The organism is Flavobacterium sp., from assembly GCF_043722275.1.
Classification (GTDB): domain Bacteria; phylum Bacteroidota; class Bacteroidia; order Flavobacteriales; family Flavobacteriaceae; genus Flavobacterium.
Genome location: NZ_JAYSPC010000108.1, coordinates 43,624 through 66,455, shown reverse-complemented (window position 1 = coordinate 66,455; position 22,832 = coordinate 43,624). Strand labels below are relative to the sequence as shown.

The following is a 22,832-nucleotide window of genomic DNA, read 5'->3' as shown; positions in this document are numbered from 1 at the left end:
GAGTCGAAGCCACGCAAAGTGATACAGCAAACGGGGCTTCGACTCCGCTCAGCCTGACAATCCAATTCGCTTAGTTTGACAGTTGAATCCGCTTGTCTTACAGTTGAAATCAGAATAATATTGCGCGATTTAATTAAACTTCATTTAAAAAACTTAGGGAATCTTTGTGAAGTCTTCCTGTTACTTTCTGAAATAACTTTATTAATTTAGCATTGAGCAATTTAGCGATTAAAAAAGCCCAAAATGAGATATAGATACTGCCTAATATTGCTTTTTCTTCAAATAGGATTTTCTCAAAATAAAATCAATCTTTTTTCAGAGATCAATTATAATTCGATTCCTTCGGTTTCGTTGAGCGATTATAAGTCGGTTCAGGAACGGGATAAAAAGTTTCAGAATCCGAATATTGCTTTAGGAATCGGGATTTCGGGCGGCGGTTCACGAGCGCAGTTTTTTAGTATGGGCGTACTTTTAGGATTGGAAGAAATTCAGGAAGACAATTCACAACGTAATTTTTTAAACGAAATAGATTATTTCTCTACGGTTTCCGGTGGTTGTTTTTCGGCTGGATATTATTTGACGATTCTCAAGAATAAATTGTTTCAGGATAATTGTTCTTTCAATGAATTCTACTTTTCTAAAGCCGATGCTTATAAAGATTATGTCGATAAATCGGCTAATATTTTGTCTTTATTAAACAATAGCCGAAATGAAAAAGGAGATAAAATATCGATGACACAACGCATAGATTCGGATATTTTGCAATACGACGCGATAAATCCTGATAATGTCAATAAGTTTGATTCGCAAATGATGTTGTCGGATTTTTTTATTCCGAAGGAAAGTAAAATAATTCCGTCTTTACCAATGTTTGTGGCAAACGGAACAGCTTTTAATAACGGCGAACGTATTCCGTTTATGCCGCATATTATTCGGGGTTTGAATTTAAATTCGTCTTTGGCGCCCAATAAAGCCGAAATTGTTTTGAACGAAAATAAAGTAAACGATGGTTATAATTTTCCTGTGACTTATGCCATTACGGCGAGTTCGGCTTTTCCGGGAGTTTTGCCAAAAGTGAAATTTGGCGTTAAAAATCAGGATAAGATTTTGTGTATTGTTGATGGCGGCGCTTCTGATAATATGGGTTATAAAACTTTGGTCGAATTGCTTCATAACGACACAAAAGTGAATGATAAAAACAAGAAAGCGCTTTTTATTGATTGCCTCGGACAAGGAAAAAAAACGCCATATATAAGCGATGCAAAAATCAGATTGATTTCGTTGTTTGAAACGGCTTCTTTATACACGGTTCAAACACGATATATGACTTTTGATAAAGATATAGAAAACACTTTTGAGCGTTATAAAATACCGGTTTCTAATTATCAGATTATTGGTTTTACCACGATCAGGGATTATTTGATTAAGATGGAAAAGGACGATAATTATGAAGATTTAGTATTTGAATTAAAAAATACAAATGATGAATCGAGTAGTTGGTTCAAATTATATACCAATTTCAAGCAGGAATTAATTACTAAATTTGGCGAAGATTCCTTTAAAAAAGATAAAGACGGAATTGTAATTGTTGCCACTTTAGACAAGGAAAAATTCAAGGATTTATCTGCCAGACAAGTTTTGATGTTATATGAATATGCATCGCACGTTGAAACAAAACTTAGAATTACTCCGGAAGAACGCGAAATGTTATTATTGTCCGGACGTTTTGCAACATTTTTAAAAACCAATGATTTGAAGGAATTATTGGTTGAAGAGAAATAATTTTATCCGTAATTTGGATTTCTATTTAAATCTTAAACTTTGACAAACCAACTTATCAAGTATAAAATAATTTTTGGCTTATTGTTTCTGCCTGTTTTAGTTTCAGGTCAGGAAAAAAACACTAACGTTGCTGAGAATGTTTCCCGTTATTTTTATGACGATCATGTTGTTTCGGTTGAAATTTGGTTTGGACCGGATAAAAAACCGGACAGCACAAAAACCTATTATTCTAATGGAAAACTGAATGAGATTTTTTATTATGATGATAAAGGGTTAAAGGATTCAGATGCTTTTCAGTTCAATAAACAAGGTGAAAAACTGGTAACCTGGAATTTCTCGCACGGAAAATTAGTTAGCAGAACGGATCATAAATTGCCTTTTAATAAAGACAGGGAGGAAACGGTTAAAAAAGCCCTGAAATTAATGACGGAGATTAATGTCAAAACAAATTATAATCCCACGAGAGTTAATGATCTTTTTAATCGGGGTGTTTTAAGTATTAGTCTTGGAAATATAACATTAGCCCTTGAGGATTTAAAAAAAGTCGAATATTCTATTGACAAAGATCCAAACAATAAAAATATTGTGTTAACGTATTCATTAGTGAAAGATCGGAATGTTTTTAGAAGTAAACTTTATGATAGATTAGCAAGCATTTATGCATCGCTGGAAATGGAAAGTTTTGCGTTTAATTATTATTACAAAGCAATAAAGAATGCACCTGATGATTTACGCATTTTATACAACTTTGCAACTTTGTTGCAACAACGAAAATTATATGATTTAGCACGCTATTATTTAGAGAAGATTGTCAGCGAAAAACCTGAAACACCCCACGCACGATGGGCATTTGCCAGGTTATTGAGCGATATGGGCGAATATCAAAAAGCGATGGAAAATATTACAATAGCTTTTAAATATGAAAAAGGAATAATTGAAAGAACTCCCGGTTATGGCGGACGGGATTTAAGAACTACGCGTGGTTTAATATATCATAAACTGGGAGAATCAGATAAAGGAATTGCCGATTTGAAATATGCGCTCGAAATGGATAAAAACAATTCGTACGCGATGAAAAATCTGGGAATTATTTATCTCGATCAGCATAAATACAAAAAATCGTGTGAGTTGTTCCAAAAAGCCAATGAACTCAATTATACTTTGGCGTATAATGAGGTTGATTTACCATCATTATTAGAAAGCGCCTGTAATAATGTTCAGCCAAAAGTTACAATTAATAAAAAGCCTTTTGTTTATCCAAATCCTGCTGTTCCAAGCATTTCAGTGGAGAATTTTGGTTCAGTTGATTTTGATTATGAGTTTTTTAGTTTTGATTCTGTCTCGATTTTAAAAGGTAAAAGTACAGACGGGAAAATTGCTGTTTCGATTTTATCTTCGGGGTTTTATGTGCTTAAAGTTTCGAAAGGTGATTTAGTAGAAACATTTAAGGTGATAAAAGAGTAGGTATTTGTAATAGCTATTTATGTTGAAAATAAAGCTCCATTGGAGCGTCATATTTATAGAAAATTTATTGTTTTTTATTTTAAGCTCCATCGGAGCGATATATGAAGGCGTTAATGATTTCACCCCGCTGGGGTTCGATTTTATTCAAAATTTAAAAAAATAGCTGTGTGTGATCTTTGCTCATCTCTGCGGAATAACTTTATTTCACTTGTTCTATTAATTCCAATCTTTTTATAATTGAGTTTTTAACTAATATTGTTCCGGGAGATAAAACGGCATTTGCTCCAATTCTGGAATTATCACCAACTAAAGATCCAAATTTATCTGAGTTAGTTTCTATAATCTCAGAATTATAAAGTACTGATATTTTCTTATTTGTTCTTTCGTTATAATGATTTGCTGCGATTGAACCTGCTTCAAAATTGATGTTTCTGCCAATAATACTATTTCCAATATAATTAAAATGGGCAATTGCTGTATTAGAACAAATAATGCTGCTTTTTATTTCGCAACCGGGACCAATTTTTACCGATTTGTCTAAATAAACGCCTTCTCTAAAATAAGCATTTGCACCAATGTAGCAATTCTCGCCAATAATTGCCGGACTTTTTATCGTAACATTATTTTCAATCGTGGCTGATTTATGAATGGCAATATTGTTTTCTATTATATAATCATCTCCAAGATTCAATATCATTTTTCCGATTATATTTTTGAGATCATTTGTAATATTCCAAGGTTCTGATTGATTTAAATCGTTAAAAGTCTTTGAGAAATCTTCAATAAAGTTATCGATTAGCATATTGTTATTTTTTAAATGCAATTTACTTATTTTTTATTTTCGAAGATGTTAATTTCGCGGAGACACACAAAGCAATTCACAAAGATTCACGAAGAATATTAAAAAATATTTGTGTATCTCTGTGAAACCTTCGTGAATCTCTGCGGAATAACGCGTCAATTATGTTTTCCTCATGAACTTTGTCGTGATCTTATAAAACATTTCCTTAAATTTGCTTCCATTATAAAAAAATACAATAGTTATAAAAATCAAGCTATGTTACAAATCGCATTTATTAGAGAGAATCAGGAGAAAGTAATCAAGGCTTTAGCAAAACGAAATATTGATGCTAAAAGCGTTGTTGAAGAAGTGGTGCAACTAGACGAAACTCGTCGTGCTACACAAGTAGAATTAGACAACACTTTATCTGAATCTAATAAATTATCCAAAGATATTGGAGAATTAATGAAAGCCGGAGAGAAATCTAAAGCCGCAATCTTAAAAGAAAAAACGGTTTCATTAAAAGAAAAAAGTAAAGAATTAGGCGAAAAAGCAGAAGCTCTTGCAACCGAATTGACCAATAAATTATACACATTACCAAATCTTCCGGCTGATATTGTTCCTGAAGGAAAAACTCCCGACGACAATTTAAATATTTTCCAGGAAGGTGATATTCCGGTTTTACATGAAGGCGCACAACCTCACTGGGAATTGGTAAAAAAATACGACATCATTGATTTTGAATTGGGTGTAAAAATTGCAGGTGCAGGATTTCCGGTTTACAAAGGAAAAGGAGCTCGTTTACAACGTGCTTTGATCAATTACTTTTTAGATAAAAATACTGCCGCAGGATATAATGAAGTTCAGGTTCCGCATTTGGTAAACGAAGCTTCAGGTTATGGAACAGGACAATTACCGGATAAAGAAGGGCAAATGTACCACTCAACAATTGATGATTTATATTTGATTCCAACTGCTGAAGTTCCCGTTACGAATTTGTTTCGCGATGTATTATTAAACGAAACCGAATTACCGGTTTTATATACCGCTTATACGCCATGTTTCCGTCGTGAAGCAGGTTCTTACGGTGCTCACGTTCGCGGATTAAACCGTTTACACCAATTTGACAAAGTCGAAATCGTACGTGTTGAACATCCTGATAAGTCTTATGAAGCACTTGACGGAATGGTGGAACATGTAAAAGATATTTTGAAAGAATTGAAATTGCCATACCGCGTTTTACGTTTATGTGGTGGTGATATGGGATTCACATCGGCTTTGACATATGATTTTGAAGTATTTTCTACAGCGCAGGATCGTTGGTTAGAAATTAGTTCAGTTTCTAACTTTGAAACTTTTCAGGCAAATCGTTTAAAATTACGTTTCAAAGACAAAGACGGTAAAAACCATTTGGCTCATACATTAAACGGAAGTTCATTGGCTTTGCCTAGAGTTTTGGCTGGAATTTTAGAAAATTACCAAACGCCGGAAGGAATCGTAATTCCAGAAGTTTTACGCCCTTACTGTGGATTTGATATTATAAATTAATTTTTATAGTTCTTAACGAATAAACCTAACAGGTTTTTAAAACCTGTTAGGTTTTCTCAATTTAACTAAGAACTATAGCAAAAGAGATAAAAATGAATACAGTTTTAAATTGGAACGTAGATCCTGTTATTTTCATGATCACAGACAGCTTTCCGTTAAAATATTATGGAGCTCTTTTTGCCTGCGGATTATTATTGGGTTATGCTATTGTAAGAAGAATTTATAAAAAAGAACATCTTTCGCTGGATAATCTGGATAGTTTACTGGTTTATGTAATAGTTGGAACAATTTTAGGCGCGAGATTAGGACATTGTTTCTTCTATGAACCGTCGTATTTTCTGCAACATCCGATAGAAATTCTTTTGCCAATCCAGAAAGTTGCCGGAGTTTATAAATTTGTCGGATTTCAGGGTTTGGCAAGTCACGGCGGAACAATTGGAGTGCTTACAGCGATGATTTTATATTGCCGAAAATACAAAGTTAAGTTCTTATGGCTTTTAGACAGAATGGCTATTGGAGTTCCGGTTACGGGCGCTTTTATCAGATTAGGGAATTTTATGAATTCTGAAATCTATGGAAAACCAACTAACGGAAACTGGGGAATTGTTTTTCAAAGAGAAGATTTAATTCCAAGGCATCCAACGCAATTGTATGAAGCATTTGCTTATTTGTTGATTTTCGGGATTTTATTATACATGTATAAATTTGAAAAAATCAGAAATGCAAGCGGATTAATCTTTGGAACTTTCTTTACGCTTTTATTTGTGGCAAGGTTTGTAATCGAATTTTTTAAGGAAAATCAGGAAAATTTCGAGAATAATATGCTCATCAATATGGGACAAATATTAAGTATTCCGTTTATACTAATAGGCTTAGCTTTGATTATCTGGAAAATGAAAAGTTTAGAATCACAGTCTCAGTCACAGTTTCCAGTTTAATTGTATTGAATACTGCGACTAAAAAACTGCAACTGAAACTGAAACTGATAAAAAAAATAGACTAAAAAAACTGAAATATGAAAAACATCTTTATCTATATCGTTTTGTTGTGGTCTACTTTTGCAATATCTCAAAATGAGCAATTGGCTCAATATTATTATGATAAAGGTGATTTTGAAAAAGCAAAAATCAGTTATGAGGAGCTTTTAAAAAGTTCGCCATCCAATACCCAATATTTTTTAAGAACAGTCGAATCTTATCAGCAATTGCAACAATTTGATTTAGCTCAAAAAGTAATTCAGGAACGATATAACAGATACAAACAAGGTGTTTTTTTAGTGGAATTAGGATATAACTTTCAACTTCAAAAAAACGAATCGAAAGCCAAAAATTACTACGATCAGGCTATCGAAAAAATAAAAACAAGTCCGAATGATGTTTACGGAATCGGCAATTCTTTTGAGAAAAAAGTATTGCTTGAATATGCCTTAAAATCCTATCAAACGGCAATGCAGGTTCAGCCTAATTACAATTTTAATTTCCAGATTGGAATGTTGTACGGGCAATTAGGAAAAACAGATCAGATGATTGATCTTTTGCTAACAGAATCGTACACTAATCAGCAAAACGCTAATTTAATCCAGACGCAATTATCCCGTTTCATGAATGGTGAAACAGATAATACTGCTTTTAAAGATGCAATGCGTAAAGCACTAATTATTAGAACCCAAAAAGATCAGGATGTATTCTGGAATCATTATTTAAGTTGGTTTTATGTGCAGCAAAAAGAATTTGGTAAAGCCTTTATTCAGGAAAAAGCAATCTATAAACGTGATCCGGAATCACTTTCGAGTATTGTCAATTTAAGTCAGTTTGCATTAAACGAAGATGATACTGATACAGCAACTGAGATTTTGAACTTTATACTTCAAAACACTAAAGATTTAGATTTACTGATTCAGACCAATTCGTATTTAATGCAAATTAAAATCGATAAAGCGCAGGAAAAAGGCTATCCAATTATTAATACTGAGTTACAACAATTGCTTACAACCTATGAAATAACTCCATTTACCTTATCTTTGCAAATAATTCAGGCGCATTTTCTGGCTTTCAATCTTAAAAAGACTGAAGAAGGAAAAGCGATTGTAAAAAAAGCATTAGAATTAAATTTGAATGATTATCAGCAAGCTGATGCAAAAATGGAATTGGCGGATATTTTGCTTTTAGAGGAAAAATTCAATCAGGCTTTGATTTATTATTCACAGATTCAGTTGGATTTAAAGAATGATGTAATGGCGCACGAAGCAAGTTTAAAAGCGGCAAAAACAAGTTATTACAAAGGTGATTTTGAATGGGCTTTAAAGCAATTTAAAGAGTTGAAAGCGGCAAATACGCAATTAATTGCAAATGATGCGCTGGAATATTTTTTATTGATAAACGATAATACCGTTGCTGATTCGACACAAACAGCATTAAAGCAATTTGCAAAAGGTGATTTTTTGATGTATCAGAACAAGAAACCGGAAGCTATAAGTCAGTTTCAGATGATTTTGAAAACCTTTAAAGGACAGGAAATCGAAGCTGTAACATTGTTGCGTTTAGGTAAAATCTATGAAAGTCAAAAAGATTATAATTCGGCTTTAAGCCAATACCAGCAGATAATTGACAATCATAGCGACGGAATTTATGTTGATGAAGCGCTGTTTTTTTCGGCAGAAATTTACAACGACGAATTAAAAGATACAGAAAAAGCAAAACCTTTGTATGAAAAGGTGATTTTTAACCATCAGGATAGTATTTACTTTGTTGATGCGAGAAAAAAATACCGCGAATTAAGAGGAGACAAGAATTTGTAGGTTTGGTTTAATTGGTTATTCGTTTAACTGATTAACCGATTAACAATTAAAAAATGAATTTATAATATGACGATATCCTGAGATTTTAAGCATAACAAACTTAGATCTTAGAAGCTCAGAATCTTAGAAACTTAAAAGAAATGATTATTTACAACGTTACCACAAATATACACGAGAGCGTTCACGACCAATGGTTGAAATGGATGCAGGAAAAACACATACCGGAAATTCTGGCGACACAAAAGTTTTCTTCGGCAAGAATTGTAAGGGTTTTGATTGAAGAAGAAATGGGCGGAATTACATATTCTGTTCAATATGTTACGGATAGCAAAGAAACTTTGGAACAATATTATATTGAGGATGAACCAAAATTTCATCAGGAAGCTTTGGGGTTATTCGCAGATAAAATGCTTTCTTTCAGAACGGAGTTAGAAGTTATTTCGGAACATTAGTTTTAGTTTTCAGTTTCAGTTAAAAAAAAAATGCTATGGAAATTCGATTTCAAACTAAGGAAGAAAGTAATAAACAACAACAAGAAGAATTTTTAAAGTTGTCTAAAGTCGAAAGATTTTATAGTTTTTTACGTTTAAGCGAGCGTATAAGCAAATTTCCTGTAAAGTATAAAGTAGATAAGAACAAAGACAATTTTGTAATTATTATAAAATCAAGATAAAATGTCAAAAATTTGGGATCAAAATATTGATGAATTTATAGCTTTGGCTGACAAGCATACTGTTCGGATGCTTATGGTTGGTGGTGGGGCGGTAAATTTTCATGGATATCAGAGGCATTCCGCTGATGTTGATTTTTGGATAGAAACAACAGATGAAAATTTTAAAAAATTGGTTGCTGTTTTTAATGATATGGGATATGAAATAGAAGATTTTCCTGAAAATGTAAAAAAACAAGAACAAAATATATCAATAAAATTTTCTCCTGTTGATTTAGATTTAGAGTTGATAACTAAATTTTCAGTGAATAAAAGTTTTGAAGAGGCTTATAACGATAGTGAGGAAATTACTGTAAAAGATAAAACTTTTTTAAGATGGAATGTTTTGTCTTTAGAAGATCTGATTACAAGTAAAATTAAAGCAAATAGAACAAAGGATTTATTTGATGTTCAACAGCTTCGAGAAATAAATAAAAAATAAAACTTTGTGTCTTAGCGCCTTCGTGGCAAAAAAACCTTAGTGCCTTAATGGCAAACAAAAAAAGAAAATGGAAAAAGTAAAAGCCAAAAAACATTTAGGACAACATTTCCTGAAAGACGAAAGTATTGCCAAAGCAATTGCAGATACTTTGAGCTTAAAAGGATACGATGAGGTTTTAGAAATAGGACCGGGAATGGGTGTGTTGACTAAGTATTTGCTTGACAAACCAATTAATACACACGTGATCGAAATTGACACCGAATCTGTGGTGTATTTAGGTGAAAATTATCCAAAATTAAAAGATAAAATTATCTCTCAGGATTTCCTGAAATACAATATTAGTGAGGTTTACAAGGATAAACAATTCGCTATTATTGGAAATTTTCCATACAATATTTCAACGCAAATCGTTTTCAGAACTTTAGAATACAAACATCAGATTCCGGAATTTTCGGGGATGTTTCAAAAAGAAGTTGCGCAGCGAATATGCGAGAAAAAAGGCTCAAAGGCTTACGGAATCTTATCCGTTTTAGCTCAGGCTTTCTATGTTACAGAGTATTTATTTACTGTAGACGAAAATGTTTTTATTCCTCCGCCCAAGGTGAAATCGGGTGTGATGAAAATGACCCGAAAGGAAGATTATAGTCTTCCGTGCGGTGAAAGGTTGTTTTTTACAGTAGTAAAAACGGCTTTTCAGCAAAGACGAAAAACATTACGTAACAGTTTGAAAACATTAAATTTATCAGATGAATTGCGATTAGACATTATCTTTGATAAGCGTCCCGAGCAATTAAGTGTAGAGGAATTTATTGTTTTGACTCAAAAAATAGAAGCCGATGGAGTTCAAAGTTAGTAAAGATTTAATCCAACAGTTAGAGGAGCATATTGTTAATAGAAACGACAAGGAACTTGAAGTTTTACTTAACGACCTGCACCACGCAGATATAGCCGAAATCCTTGACGAACTGGATTTTGACGAAGCAACTTATATTTTTAAGGTATTAGATAGTGATAAAACAGCAGAGATTCTTCTTGAATTAGAAGATGATTTGCGTGAAAATATCTTAAGCCGACTTTCACCTAAAGAGATTGCAGAAGAGCTTGATGAGCTTGAAACGAATGACGCTGCGGATATTATCGCGGAGTTATCTCAGGAAATTAAAGCCGAAGTTATCTCGGAAATGATCGACGTTGAACACGCAAAGGACATTGTGGACTTGTTGCGTTACGACGAAAATTCTGCCGGTGGTTTAATGGGAAAAGAGTTAGTAAAAGTCAATGAAAATTGGAATGTACTTACTTGCGTAAAAGAAATGCGTATTCAGGCAGAAAATGTTTCCAGAGTGCATTCTATTTATGTAGTTGATGATGAAAACCGACTTAAAGGCAGATTATCCCTAAAAGATTTATTGACGACTTCGACCAAAACACAAATTGGAGATATCTATATCAGAAAATTAAATTTCGTAAACGTAGATACCGAAGATGTTGAGGTAGCGCGTATTATGCAAAAATACGATTTAGAGGCAATTCCAGTTGTTGATGAACTGGGACGATTAGTTGGTAGAATTACTATTGATGACATTCTAGACGTAATCAAGGACGAAGCTGATAAGGATTACCAATTAGCGGCGGGTATTACACAAGATGTTGAGTCAAATGATAGTGTTCTTGAATTAACAAAAGCACGTTTGCCCTGGCTTTTAATAGGAATGGTGATTGAAATTGTCGCATCTTTTGTTTTAAAAGGAAACGAAGCAACTTTTCAAAAATATTCAACGTTGATTATTTTTGTGCCTTTACTTTCTGCAACTGCGGGAAATATTGGTGTTCAGGCATCGGCAATTGTTGTACAGGGTTTGGCTAACGGAACCTTAAAAGAATTTAGCCGTGGTTATTTCAGTAAGGAAATTAGTGTTTCCATGATTTCAGGAACTATTATTTCGTTGCTTTTATTAGCTTATCACTCCGTAATGTACCAACAATATTTAGTGGGAATTGCTATTTCGATTTCCATGATCGTAGTGATTTTGTTTGCTGCAACTTTAGGAACTTTGGTACCGCTTTTTTTACATAAAAATAAAATTGATCCTGCAATTGCAACGGGTCCGTTTATCACTACAACCAATGACGTTTTTGGAATTATGCTTTATTTCGGCGTAGCCAAATTGATTCTTGGTTTCTAAGTTTTTGCAACAAATTAATAGAATGCAGTGATTTAAGATCTCTAAAATCTGTGTAATTTGTGGCTGAAAAATATGCTATTAACCAGCCAACAAACAAGCAATGAAAGTACACATTATAGGAGGAGGGAATCTTGGTGTTTCTATAGCCTTGGGAATTGCAAAATTCTCTAAAAACAATCAGGTTACAGTAACAAGAAGAAATATAGCAAGTATTGAATATTTATCAGAATATGGAATCACGGTTTCATCTGATAACAAACATACTATTCAAGATGCCGATGTAGTGATTTTAACTATAAAACCGTATCAGGTTGATACAGTTTTTGCTGAAATTTTATCGTTAATTCCGGGCAAAACAATTGCTTCGGCAGTTAGTGGTTTGTCTTTGGACGTGCTTCAGGAAAAAACAAGTAATGCTTTTCCGGTAATTAGAATTATGCCAAATATTGCCGCACAATTTGGCGAATCAGCAACTTGTATTTCTTTCCCTGAAAAGGACAGAGAAAAAGCATTGCCAATTGTTGATTTATTCGAAGATTTAGGAACTGCTCCAATTATTGACGAAAAATTGATGGATGCAGCAACTGTTCTTGGCGCTTGCGGAACTGCTTATGCGTTAAGATATATTCGTGCTTCGATGCAAGCCGGAATCGAAATAGGATTTGATTCTCAAACTGCATTAGCAATTGCAGCACAAACCGTAAAAGGAGCTGCAAAAATGTTATTAGAGGAAAAAGTACATCCGGAACAATTAATCGACCGCGTAACAACGCCTCAGGGCTGTACAATCGTAGGTTTGAATGAAATGGAACATAATGGTTTCAGTTCATCGTTGATTAAAGGGATTAAAACTTCTTTGAAACAGATTAAGGGATAAATTAAAATTCAATATAAAAATTCCAAATTCCAACTTTGATATGTGGGATTTGGAATTTTTTTTAAGTTTTTGTCATTCCGAGGAACGAGGAATCTCATCAAGTAACTCGACAAAGATTGTCTTTACTTTGCGGATTTTGATCGCGGAGATTCCTCGTTCGGAATGACAAAAATTACGGATATTGGATTTTTATTTCTTAATCAATTGAATATACTTCCTGCCACATTCTGAAATCTTAGTATACGAATTCATTGAATTGCCATAATTCTGAATTGTCAGCGTGTCTTTAACATAACTTGCGTCAATTCCTGTTGGGATTTCTGGTGCTTTAGTTTTTGAATCTGATATAGAATCAGATTCTTCTTCGTGACTAATATCTCCTTCAAATTCATCCCATTTTATACCTTCTAAAACTATATATTTTTCACCGGATTCATTGGTTGTAAAGCGCGCAATGCCTTTTAGTTTTCGAAGGTTTGTTTTTAGAAAATAGGAGTAATCTTTTTTCTCTTTTTTTATTTCAACCGAAACTTTACATTCTCCGGTAATGTTTTCGTCTGGTTGCGTTTCATAAATGCCTTCAATAGATTCTGTTTTTTGATTTGTTTGTAGTGCGATATCGGTTGATAGTTTTTTTTCTAATACAGGTTTCTCTCTATTGGCACAAGCTGAAAAAGATAGAATTACGAAAAAAATAAAGAGAAAATTACGGATTAATTTCATAGTTAAACTTTTTATGTTGTTGTCATTCTGGTTTGTAATATTGTTAATAGGATCTGTTTGAATTGGTTAAAAAATTAAACGTCTTTTTTCTTTCCCAAAATATATTTCAGATAAACAAAGCCAATAATTCCGGAAAGTACCGAAGCAACCAGAATTGCGATTTTCGAAAAAACAATAACTTCAGGATCTTTAAAAGCTAAAAGTGTGATGAAAATGGACATGGTAAAACCAATTCCGCCAAGCATTCCTGCGCCCAGAATATGTGCCCATTTTAAACTTTTTGGTAAAGCGCATAAGCCCGCACTTACTCCAATTGAGGAAAAAAGTATTATCCCTAAAGGTTTTCCAATTACTAAACCTAAAATGATTCCCAGAGTATTAGGATGATTTAAACCTTGATGCCAATCAGATTCTATGGCGATACAAGTATTCGCAATGGCAAATAACGGCAAAATTACAAAAGCGACTGGCTTATGTAAAAAGTGCTGTAATCTATAAGAACTCGATTTTTCCCCGCCATCGCCAAACGGAATAACAAATGCCAATATCACACCGGTAATTGTTGCATGAACGCCGGAATTGAGCATAAAATACCACATTGCAACTCCTCCAATTAAATACGGAATAAGGTTTTGAATTTTCATTCGGTTCAAAATGAACAAGAAAGCCCAGATTCCTAAAGCAATTGCGAGATTTACAAAAGCAATTGAAGTTGTATAAAAAATCGCAATCACTATAATAGCGCCTAAATCGTCAATAACTGCTAATGCCGTTAGAAATACTTTTAAAGATGCCGGAACTTTTTTTCCTAAAAGAGATAAAATTCCAATTGCAAAAGCAATATCAGTCGCCATTGGGATTCCTGCTCCATTTTGTGTTACAGTTCCAAAATTCAACGCCAGGAAAATAGCCGCAGGAACCAACATTCCGCCAAAAGCAGCCATAATTGGTAATGAAGCATTTTTGAAACTCGAAAGTTCACCGTGATAAATTTCACGTTCCAATTCTAAGCCAATTAATAAAAAGAAAATTGTCATTAAACCATCATTGATCCAATGTGTGATTGAATGTCCAAAAAAATCTTTTTCCCATAAGGCTATATATTCGGTTTGAAAAGACGAATTTGCAAGATATAAGGATATAATTGTAACAAAAAGCAAGAGTAATCCTCCAGATTTTTCGTTATTAAAAAAAGATTTAAAAGTCTTGGTTAATTTCATTTTAGAAAGGTTCTAATGATTTAGAAAGAAAGAAATTCATCGAAATTTGATGAATGTCATATTTCCAAAGTTAAAAAAAATCTTGCCAATAAAAAATTGCGAACCCTTTGTTTGTGCAGAAACCATTGATATTTGCTATTTATTACTGAAGAATAAGCTGTATTTTTGTCTTTTGATTTCTTAAAACACTTTATTTTATGAGCATAAAAATTTTACATATCGATAGCAATCACCCCATTTTATGGCAACAACTGGAAGACGCGGGTTTTGAAAACCACGCCGATTTTAAATCTTCTAAAGAAGAAATTGAAGCTAAAATTGAGGATTATAACGGAATCGTAATCAGAAGCCGTTTTAAAATTGATAAAACTTTTTTAGATAAAGCGACCAATTTACAGTTTATTGCCAGAGTTGGCGCGGGTTTAGAAAGTATCGATTGTGATTATGCCGAAGCAAAAGGAATTCACTTAATCGCTGCACCGGAAGGTAATCGCAACGCTGTTGCAGAACATTCACTTGGTGTAATCTTGTCCTTATTCAATAATTTGAATCAGGCTGACGCCGAAATTAAATCAGGACAATGGAATCGTGAAAGTAATCGTGGTCATGAATTAGACGGGAAAACTGTTGGAATTATCGGTTACGGAAACATGGGAAAAGCTTTTGCTAAAAAACTTCGCAGTTTTGATGCAGAGGTTGTATTTTATGATATTCTCGAAAATATTGGAGATGAAAATGCAAGACAGGTTTCGTTGCAGGAATTACAACAAAAAGCGGATGTTTTAAGTTTACATCTTCCGTGGACCCCTGAAACGGATAAAATGGTTAATTCCAATTTTATAAATGCATTTTCAAAGCCGTTTTGGATTATAAATACATCTCGTGGTAAAAATATCGTTACAGCAGATTTAGTTGAAGCGATGAAGTCTAAAAAGATTCTGGGAGCAGGTTTGGATGTTTTGGAATATGAGAAGTTATCTTTTGAAAACTTATTTCAGGATGAAAATACTCCGGCAGCTTTTCAATATTTGCTGGAAGCTAAAAATGTTCTTCTGACGCCTCATATCGCAGGTTGGACATTTGAAAGTCATGAGCGTCTAGCGCAGGTTATAGTCAATAAAATTAAGGCAATTTTCTAATAAAATTCTTAGCTTTTTGTTTGGATTTTAATAACAAGTCTTTTCTGTAGAATAAAGTTATTTAGAATTAGTTTTTATAAGTATTTTTTTTTAATATTGTTTCAAATTTTAACAAAATTTTAGATAAGGAGTAGCCGAAAATCCTAAAAGAGTAGGCATTTAACTAACTAATTTTATAATTATGATTGAATGGTACAAAAAAGTGGTTTTTGAAAACTATGCGAATTTTGACGGAAGAGCAAGAAGAAAAGAATTTTGGATGTTCTCCTTAGCGAGCGTTATTATCAGTTTTGCTTTAGGTTTTGTCCTTGGACTAATTTCACCAACTTTAGGTTTGGCTGCAAATGTTTACGGTCTGGCAGTTCTTGTTCCTTCTATTGCAGTTGGTGTTAGAAGAATGCATGATGTAGGTAAAAGCGGATGGTTTCTTATTATTCCAATCTACAGTTTAATTTTAGCTTGTACAGAAGGTGATAAAGGGGCAAATGTGTACGGTCCGGACCCTAAAAACGAATTCAATGAAATCAACGAGATTGGAAAAGTCGAGTTATAACAATTAATTATAAAAAATGGAGAATAATTTACACGAAACATCTAACAAGTTGAGCGAGCCAATTCCGGTATTTAAGGTAGATCCTATAATGGTCTTGGTTTTTGGTTTTTTAACTTGTGGATTATATTTGATTTACTGGAATATTAAAGTATCTGAGGTTTTTAATGCCGTGGCCGAAAGAGAAGTTATTTCTCAGCCTATTGCAATTTTTGCCGGATGCTGTATGCCTGTAAATATTTATTTTTATTACCTGGCCGGAAAAGAAGCATTGCCAAAAGTTTATGAAAAAACTGGTGAACTTCAAAAAGATCAATCGACTTTATTAATTGTTTTAGGATTCTTTTTTCCTATCGCAGCAGCAATGATTGTACAAGGTGACATCAATAGATTATACAAATAATAACAGAATAAAACGTAAAATTTATGGAATTATCGGTGCAGCAATTACACTGATAATTCCGTTTTTTTTAATGCTTGGCAATCATAATGATCATCTGGAATCAGATCAGTCGTTTTGCCCTTTTAAAATGGTTACAGGATTTCCCTGTCCGGGTTGTGGGATTACGAAATCATTGGTTTATTTCTATCAGGGTGATTTGTACAAGTCTGTCAGTTATCATATTTTAGGTCCTTTTGTTATTGTATTTTGCTGGTTGACTATTATTGTCTTAACGACAGAAATTATCACCAAAAAAGAATACTTTACAGGACTTTTATACAATCGAAAACTGGCGTATAGTATGGCTTATTTTTTAGCCTTTTATCATTTAATAAGATTAATTCTTTTTATTAGAAATAGTTCTTTTGATGATATATTGCATCAGTCTATTTGGTTTTAAAACATACAGAATCCCATTTTCGAATGGGATTTTTTTATGGAGAATTTATTCCTTAATTTTTATAGCTATTCCCGCTTTATAATACCTTTTTCTATTACAAATAAAACTTTTAGAATCTCCCCGCGAGTTTAGATTCCTTAATCTTATGTTTTTATATAAGTATCAAAAGGAGTAACCGAAAATCCAAAAGAGTAGGGAATAATTTTGCAAATAAATATTATGATTGAATCGTACAAAAAAGTAGTTTTTGAAAACTACGCAAACTTTAAAGGAAGAGCAAGAAGAGAAGAATTTTGGTTTTATAGCCTCGCAGGCTTAATTATCTCGATTGTTTTAATGATAATTGATCAGGTTTCGGGCTTAACTTTTGGGGTTGCTAAGACTGGAATATTAGGACTGATATATGGTTTGGCTGTTTTTCTGCCAGGCTTCGCTGTTTCTGTTAGAAGATTACATGATATAAATAAAAGCGGATGGCTTTCCTTAATAATATTAATTCCTTTAATAGGAGCAATTTGGTTACTGGTTTTGTTTTGTAAAGAAGGAGATCAAGGAAGAAATGGTTATGGAGAAGATCCTAAAAATATATTTGATGAAATGGATGAAATTGGAAAAGAGTAACTATTTAATTTAGAGAATTATAAAAGAGAAATCCCATTTGCCAAGGCGAATGGGATTTCTCTTTTATATATCAATTTGTGCTAATTAATCTTCTTTTTCAGCTAATTTACGCTCTAATTCTATTTGAAATTCCTCGATAACAGGTTTCATAGTGCTTTCAGGAATATCTGCGATTCTAATGTACATTAAACCATCTACGGCATTGTTGAATAAAGGATCGACATTAAAAGCTACAACACGTGCATTTTGTTTGATATATTTTTTAATTAAAACAGGCAAACGTAAATTCCCCGGTTCTAATTCGTCAATGATTTTATCAAATTTATTCAGGTCAGATTCAGCCTCATCGAAGATAAAATCTTTATCAGCATCTTTCAGTTTAACTTTATACGCCTTTTTAGGGTGAATATATTGAGCAATATACGGATCGTAATAATTAGATTTCATGAACTCAATCATCAATGATTTCGAGAAATCAGAGAATTGATTACTGATACTCACACCACCTAATAAATACTTATGTTCCGGATAACGTAATGTTGTATGAATAATACCTTTCCACAATAAAAACAGAGGCATTGGTTTTTGCTGATATTCTTTAATGATAAAAGCGCGACCCATTTCGATTGATTTATGCATCATATCATGCAATTCAGGTTCAAATCTAAATAAGTCATTCAAATAAAAACCTTCAATTCCGTATTTAGGGTAAATCTCAGAACCTAATCCCATACGATAAGCGCCGGCAATTTTTTTAGTTTCATCATCCCATAAAAACATATGGTGATAATATTGGTCAAATTTATCTAAATCGATAGATTCATTTGTTCCTTCGCCTACTTCACGGAAAGTGATTTCGCGTAAACGTCCAATTTCGTGCAGGATATTTGGGATAGATTTTGCTGTTGCAAAAAACACTTCGTAGTTTTTACTTTGCAGTAAACGACAATCGCTGTTTCTTAACGCATTAACCTCGTCAATCATTTTTGGCTCGCTTGCAGGCGTTACAATTTTTTTAGGAGATTTTGGTATTTTTAAACTTGCAGTATCTAGTAATTTGCTGTCCTTTTCAAAAGGATTTGCCAGCATATAAGTTTTCTTTCTTAAAAATTCCGAATAATCTTCAAACGATTCAAATTCGTTTTGCTCGTTTACAGAAATTGGTTTCCCGATACGAACTTTAATTACACGATCTTTTTGAGTTAACAATTCCGATGGTAATTTTGCAGTTCTTAAAGTATCATCGATTTTAGAAAGCCAATAAAATAATCTACTGTTTTTAGCATGAAAATAAATGGGTACAACCGGAACTTTTGCTTTTCTGATCAATTTCAAAGCACCTTCTTCCCACGGTTTATCCACAACCAGTTTTCCATCTCTGTAAGTAGAAACTTCTCCGGCAGGAAAAATTCCCAGCGGTTTCCCATCGCTTAAATGGCGTAGAGTTTCCTTGATTCCTACCACGCTTGATTTAGCATCCTTGTGATTTTCAAAAGGATTAACCGGCATGATATATTTTTTAAGCGGAACAATTCGGTGTAATAAAAAGTTAGCGATAATCTTGAAATTAGGTTCTCTTTCAAGCATTAATTTCAAAAGCAAAATCCCATCAATTCCTCCAAGCGGATGATTTGAAATCGTGATATAAGCACCTTCTTTAGGTAAACGTTTTAAATCTTCTTCAGGAATTTCAAACTTAATTTGTAATTCATCTAATACACCGTTTAAAAACGCAACATCTTCTAAATGTTTATTATGATCGTAAATTTTATTAAGGGTAGAGATCTTAAGGACCTTCATAAGAATCCAGCCTGAAAAAGTACCAAGAACTCCGTACTTATCAACATTTATTGCCTTTGCAACTTCTTTCGCGGTAACTAAACCCATGTACTATTTTTAATTTATTAGAGCAGCGAACAAAGATAACAAAAAACTCTACTTTTCGTTGATTCAAACACAAACTTTCCACTTTTTTATTACATTTGGAATCCTTAAAAAAACACTGATGAAAATTATTTCTTATAATGTAAACGGAATACGTGCCGCAATAACTAAAGGCTTTATCGAATGGTTACAACATGCAAATCCTGATGTTATTTGCCTTCAGGAAATAAAAGCAACCGAAGAACAAATTCCGGTTGACGCTATTACTGCCGCGGGTTATCCGTATCAATATTATTATTCTGCGACCAAAAAAGGCTACAGCGGAGTTGCCATTTTATCTAAAATAAAACCCAATAATGTAGTTCACGGAACTGGAATTCAGCACATGGATTTTGAAGGACGTAACCTTCGTGCTGATTTTGACGACTGTTCTGTAATGAGTTTATATCTTCCGTCAGGAACAAATATTGAGAGATTAGACCATAAATTTATGTTCATGGACGACTTTCAAACCTACATTAACGAACTAAAACTAACAATTCCGAATTTGATTATTTGCGGCGATTACAACATTTGCCACGAAGCAATTGATATTCATGATCCGGTTCGTAACAAAACTGTTTCAGGATTTTTGCCCTCGGAACGCGCCTGGCTGGATGGATTTATGAAATCCGGTTTTATCGACAGTTTCCGTCATTTCAACAAGGATGCACATCATTATTCATGGTGGAGTTACCGCGCCGGAGCCAGAGGAAACAATAAAGGATGGCGTATCGATTACAACTTAGTCAGCGATTCATTGCAGCACAGACTTAAGCGTGCCGTGATTCTTCCGGATGCCGTACATTCAGATCATTGTCCGGTTTTGGTCGAAATCGAGTAAATTTGGTATTGTTCTTGTTGAGAAGATAACCGATTGAAGTTATAGTTGTCATCCTGAGCGAAGTCGAAGGATCAGGAGCTATTTCCTGCTGTCCACTATATCTTTTCCTGGCTAAAGAAGCCAGAAAAAGGATGCCGTTCCCATCAGGGCTATGACTCTACGTTCAACAAGAAGAATTTGATTATTAATGCGCCCCAAATAAAAACGAAAAGAAAATGATTAAAAAGGCCTCCATCGGATTACTAGTTGTAGCAATGTCTATGACATCATGTGTATCCAAGAAAATTTACAACGATCTTGAAACTAAATATTCAGATCTAAAAAAAGAAAACCGTTCAATTGCTGATCAAAATACCGATTTACAAAAATCAAAAAATCAGCTGGAATTAGATCGTGATGCATTAACAAAAGACTTAAGCGCAACAAAATCTGATCTTGAAAAACAAAAAGCAGATTTAGCGGCTCAGCAAAAAAAGTATAAAGTGCTACAGGATTCTTATAATGCACTTGAGAAAAACAGCAATGATGCATTAGAAAGCAACATGGCCAAAAACCGTGAATTGTTAGCGCAATTAGAAGCAAAATCTAAAAAACTAGCCGATGAACAAGCGCGTCTTGATAAAACTGCAAGTCGCTTAAACGAACTTGAAGCAATGATTGCCGCTAAAGAAGAAGCAATGCGCAAACTAAAAGAAACTTTATCTAAAGCCTTAAACGGTTTTGAAGGTAAAGGTTTGACAGTTGAACAGAAAAACGGAAAAGTATATGTTTCTATGGAAAACAAACTACTTTTTAACTCAGGAAGTTGGGCTGTAGGAGTAGAAGGTAGAAAAGCAGTGGTAGAATTAGGAAAAGTATTAGGTGATAATCCGGATCTTTCAGTTCTGATCGAAGGTCATACAGATGATGATCCTTATGCAGGTTCAGGACCAATTGCAAACAACTGGGATTTATCTACAAAAAGAGCCACAGCAATTGTAAATATTTTAAGCGAAAACGCTAAAATCAACAAACAAAAATTAACAGCAGCCGGACGCAGCGAATTTTCTCCACTTGCAAGCAATGCAACTCCGGAAGGAAAAGCAAAAAACCGTAGAATCGAAATCATCTTAACACCAAGATTAGATGAAATCGCTGAAATGCTTAATAGTATTAATTAAGGTTCTGAGGGACTAAGTTGCTAAGGCACTAAGTTTTTTGGGAACAGAGGTTCAAAGGAACAAAGGCTCAGAGTTTTACTTTGAGCCTTTGTTGTTTTTATATTACAAAAATGCAACGAGATATTAATATCCTGGTTGGAATTTGGAATTTAAAAATTGGAATTTCCATTCTTATTATTTCGTAACTTTGAATTTCTAAAATTATAATTATGGGACTTCCGGAATTAAAAGATAAAATACGCCATCAATTAGATTTAGCTGATGAAAGAGTATTGCGAATTGTTTCTTCCGTTTTTGACAATTACTTAAATGAGGTGGTTTCATATGATGCGCAGGGAAATCCTTTGACTTTATCTGAATATAATAATAAAGTTGAAGAAGGTTTGAATGATGTGAAATACAATCGAATAATTTCAAAAGAAGATTTATCGAAAGAAATGCAAGATTGGGATAATGAATAATATTAGATCTGTAGTTTTTTGGACTCAGAATGCAAAAGAAGACTTAAAGGAAATTTATATTTCATTAACAAAAGTTATCTCTAAAGAAAAGGCAATCAAAATTAGAAATGAATTGTTTAATTGTACAGATAATATTGTTTTTGCTGAACAATTTCAGTTAGATGAATATAGGTTTGACTGTCGTAGAATTGTAATCAGAAATTATAAAGTATTATATCAGTTTAAAGAAAATTCAATTTTTGTAATTAGGTTTTTAATTCATTTCAAAATCCTTTAAAAAGTTTAAAATAAAAAAGGCTCAGAGTTTTTGAACTTTGAGCCTTTTTTTTATCAACCTGCAAGATTTTGAAAACGTTCTAATTGTTATATTATGAGATTATAATAATCGTTTACAAAATTATTATTCCTAATTGTACAGGTTTAGTCACTACGGGCCTGTCATTAAAGTTAAGCTTTTGACTAGCCTCCAGCTTCAGCTGGAGGTGTTTAATATGCACAATAATGTGGCTTCAAATCACACATTTTTTGGATAAAGCCATTCAGATTGATTTTATATAAATTCCAGCTAAAGCTGGAGGCAATTCAAAACTACACTTTGCTTGAAATATAGTTTGAAAAATCTTAACTTAATGACATTGCCCGTAGAGTAGGGACTATATATATTGATCAAGATTAAAACTAAAATTATGAAATTTTTGCCAAATATTTGATCTCTACAATATGATTTAAACAATTAAAATGTTTTTAATAATAATTCGTTAGG

General features: G+C 33.2%; 24 protein-coding genes. 20 read left to right on the top strand and 4 right to left on the bottom strand.

Translation table 11 applies throughout. From position 1 onward, the window contains the following. The first annotated feature begins 243 nt into the window (after window positions 1–243). Entirely contained in the window at window positions 244–1,782 is a 1,539-nt protein-coding gene (locus tag ACHZDT_RS13855; protein WP_394775218.1) for a patatin-like phospholipase family protein, read from the top strand. A gap of 39 nt (window positions 1,783–1,821) precedes the next feature. After that, window positions 1,822–3,246 carry a T9SS type A sorting domain-containing protein gene (locus ACHZDT_RS13850; RefSeq protein ID WP_394775217.1) on the top strand — a complete coding sequence of 475 codons (1,425 nt, stop codon included), beginning with the start codon at window positions 1,822–1,824 and terminating at the stop codon, window positions 3,244–3,246. A 199-nt stretch (window positions 3,247–3,445) separates the two neighbouring features. Here the strand turns inward: ACHZDT_RS13850 and ACHZDT_RS13845 are convergent, their stop codons facing one another. Then, window positions 3,446–4,048 carry a DapH/DapD/GlmU-related protein gene (locus ACHZDT_RS13845; protein WP_394775216.1) on the bottom strand — a complete coding sequence of 201 codons (603 nt, stop codon included), beginning with the start codon at window positions 4,046–4,048 and terminating at the stop codon, window positions 3,446–3,448. A 255-nt stretch (window positions 4,049–4,303) separates the two neighbouring features. On the opposite strand from ACHZDT_RS13845, the gene serS reads away from it, so the two are divergent. The 9 genes from serS to proC all read left to right on the top strand — a co-directional run bounded on the left by serS (window position 4,304) and on the right by proC (window position 12,586). Beyond that, the gene (gene serS, locus ACHZDT_RS13840) at window positions 4,304–5,575 is read left to right on the top strand and encodes a serine--tRNA ligase (RefSeq protein ID WP_394775215.1); all 1,272 of its coding nucleotides are present in this window, start codon (window positions 4,304–4,306) and stop codon (window positions 5,573–5,575) included. A gap of 92 nt (window positions 5,576–5,667) precedes the next feature. Continuing rightward, window positions 5,668–6,513: a prolipoprotein diacylglyceryl transferase gene (lgt, locus tag ACHZDT_RS13835; RefSeq protein ID WP_394775214.1), complete on the top strand. Its 846-nt coding sequence runs from the start codon at window positions 5,668–5,670 to the stop codon at window positions 6,511–6,513. 77 nt (window positions 6,514–6,590) lie between these two features. Beyond that, window positions 6,591–8,372, top strand: a complete 1,782-nt coding sequence (locus tag ACHZDT_RS13830; protein WP_394775213.1) for a tetratricopeptide repeat protein — start codon at window positions 6,591–6,593, stop codon at window positions 8,370–8,372. A 140-nt stretch (window positions 8,373–8,512) separates the two neighbouring features. Beyond that, on the top strand, window positions 8,513–8,824 hold the full coding sequence (locus ACHZDT_RS13825; RefSeq protein WP_394775212.1) for a DUF4286 family protein: 312 nt from the start codon (window positions 8,513–8,515) through the stop codon (window positions 8,822–8,824). Window positions 8,825–8,859: 35 nt separating this feature from the next. Next, window positions 8,860–9,045, top strand: coding sequence for a hypothetical protein (locus ACHZDT_RS13820; RefSeq protein ID WP_394775211.1), 186 nt, complete (start codon window positions 8,860–8,862; stop codon window positions 9,043–9,045). A gap of 1 nt (window position 9,046) precedes the next feature. Further along, on the top strand, window positions 9,047–9,523 hold the full coding sequence (locus tag ACHZDT_RS13815) for a nucleotidyl transferase AbiEii/AbiGii toxin family protein (RefSeq protein ID WP_394775210.1): 477 nt from the start codon (window positions 9,047–9,049) through the stop codon (window positions 9,521–9,523). Between the two features lie 67 nt (window positions 9,524–9,590). Next, window positions 9,591–10,376: a 16S rRNA (adenine(1518)-N(6)/adenine(1519)-N(6))-dimethyltransferase RsmA gene (rsmA, locus tag ACHZDT_RS13810; protein WP_394775209.1), complete on the top strand. Its 786-nt coding sequence runs from the start codon at window positions 9,591–9,593 to the stop codon at window positions 10,374–10,376. Then, window positions 10,360–11,709 (top strand): magnesium transporter, encoded by a 1,350-nt coding sequence (gene mgtE / locus ACHZDT_RS13805; RefSeq protein WP_394775208.1) that lies wholly within the window; start codon window positions 10,360–10,362, stop codon window positions 11,707–11,709. Before rsmA ends, mgtE begins: the two co-directional genes overlap by 17 nt. A gap of 100 nt (window positions 11,710–11,809) precedes the next feature. After that, complete coding sequence (proC, locus tag ACHZDT_RS13800) at window positions 11,810–12,586, top strand: pyrroline-5-carboxylate reductase (protein ID WP_394775207.1); 777 nt, start codon at window positions 11,810–11,812, stop codon at window positions 12,584–12,586. A gap of 189 nt (window positions 12,587–12,775) precedes the next feature. Here proC and ACHZDT_RS13795 read toward each other — a convergent pair whose 3' ends face one another. Both ACHZDT_RS13795 and nhaA read right to left on the bottom strand, forming a co-directional pair. Further along, window positions 12,776–13,309, bottom strand: a complete 534-nt coding sequence (locus ACHZDT_RS13795; protein ID WP_394775206.1) for a hypothetical protein — start codon at window positions 13,307–13,309, stop codon at window positions 12,776–12,778. A 74-nt stretch (window positions 13,310–13,383) separates the two neighbouring features. Then, entirely contained in the window at window positions 13,384–14,529 is a 1,146-nt protein-coding gene (nhaA, locus tag ACHZDT_RS13790) for a Na+/H+ antiporter NhaA (protein WP_394775205.1), read from the bottom strand. A gap of 197 nt (window positions 14,530–14,726) precedes the next feature. On the opposite strand from nhaA, the gene ACHZDT_RS13785 reads away from it, so the two are divergent. From ACHZDT_RS13785 to ACHZDT_RS13765, 5 genes are all read left to right on the top strand, one after another. Then, the gene (locus tag ACHZDT_RS13785; RefSeq protein ID WP_394775204.1) at window positions 14,727–15,668 is read left to right on the top strand and encodes a 2-hydroxyacid dehydrogenase; all 942 of its coding nucleotides are present in this window, start codon (window positions 14,727–14,729) and stop codon (window positions 15,666–15,668) included. Between the two features lie 181 nt (window positions 15,669–15,849). Beyond that, window positions 15,850–16,221 (top strand): DUF805 domain-containing protein, encoded by a 372-nt coding sequence (locus ACHZDT_RS13780; protein WP_394775203.1) that lies wholly within the window; start codon window positions 15,850–15,852, stop codon window positions 16,219–16,221. A gap of 16 nt (window positions 16,222–16,237) precedes the next feature. Next, complete coding sequence (locus ACHZDT_RS13775) at window positions 16,238–16,621, top strand: DUF4234 domain-containing protein (RefSeq protein WP_394775202.1); 384 nt, start codon at window positions 16,238–16,240, stop codon at window positions 16,619–16,621. Then, a complete protein-coding gene (locus ACHZDT_RS13770; RefSeq protein WP_394775201.1) occupies window positions 16,596–17,060 on the top strand; it encodes a DUF2752 domain-containing protein in 465 nt (154 codons plus the stop codon). Before ACHZDT_RS13775 ends, ACHZDT_RS13770 begins: the two co-directional genes overlap by 26 nt. A 219-nt stretch (window positions 17,061–17,279) precedes the next feature. Further along, window positions 17,280–17,681 carry a DUF805 domain-containing protein gene (locus ACHZDT_RS13765; RefSeq protein ID WP_394775200.1) on the top strand — a complete coding sequence of 134 codons (402 nt, stop codon included), beginning with the start codon at window positions 17,280–17,282 and terminating at the stop codon, window positions 17,679–17,681. A gap of 84 nt (window positions 17,682–17,765) precedes the next feature. On the opposite strand, the gene ACHZDT_RS13760 is transcribed toward ACHZDT_RS13765, so the two are convergent. After that, window positions 17,766–19,568 carry a GNAT family N-acyltransferase gene (locus ACHZDT_RS13760; RefSeq protein ID WP_394775199.1) on the bottom strand — a complete coding sequence of 601 codons (1,803 nt, stop codon included), beginning with the start codon at window positions 19,566–19,568 and terminating at the stop codon, window positions 17,766–17,768. A 118-nt stretch (window positions 19,569–19,686) separates the two neighbouring features. On the opposite strand from ACHZDT_RS13760, the gene ACHZDT_RS13755 reads away from it, so the two are divergent. From ACHZDT_RS13755 to ACHZDT_RS13740, 4 genes are all read left to right on the top strand, one after another. Next, window positions 19,687–20,448 carry an exodeoxyribonuclease III gene (locus ACHZDT_RS13755; RefSeq protein ID WP_394775198.1) on the top strand — a complete coding sequence of 254 codons (762 nt, stop codon included), beginning with the start codon at window positions 19,687–19,689 and terminating at the stop codon, window positions 20,446–20,448. Between the two features lie 215 nt (window positions 20,449–20,663). After that, window positions 20,664–21,608: an OmpA family protein gene (locus ACHZDT_RS13750; protein WP_213302809.1), complete on the top strand. Its 945-nt coding sequence runs from the start codon at window positions 20,664–20,666 to the stop codon at window positions 21,606–21,608. A 209-nt stretch (window positions 21,609–21,817) separates the two neighbouring features. Continuing rightward, window positions 21,818–22,069 carry a hypothetical protein gene (locus ACHZDT_RS13745; protein ID WP_072957136.1) on the top strand — a complete coding sequence of 84 codons (252 nt, stop codon included), beginning with the start codon at window positions 21,818–21,820 and terminating at the stop codon, window positions 22,067–22,069. Further along, window positions 22,062–22,346 carry a type II toxin-antitoxin system RelE/ParE family toxin gene (locus ACHZDT_RS13740; protein ID WP_394775197.1) on the top strand — a complete coding sequence of 95 codons (285 nt, stop codon included), beginning with the start codon at window positions 22,062–22,064 and terminating at the stop codon, window positions 22,344–22,346. The genes ACHZDT_RS13745 and ACHZDT_RS13740 overlap by 8 nt, the downstream gene beginning before the upstream one ends. Window positions 22,347–22,832 lie beyond the last annotated feature (486 nt).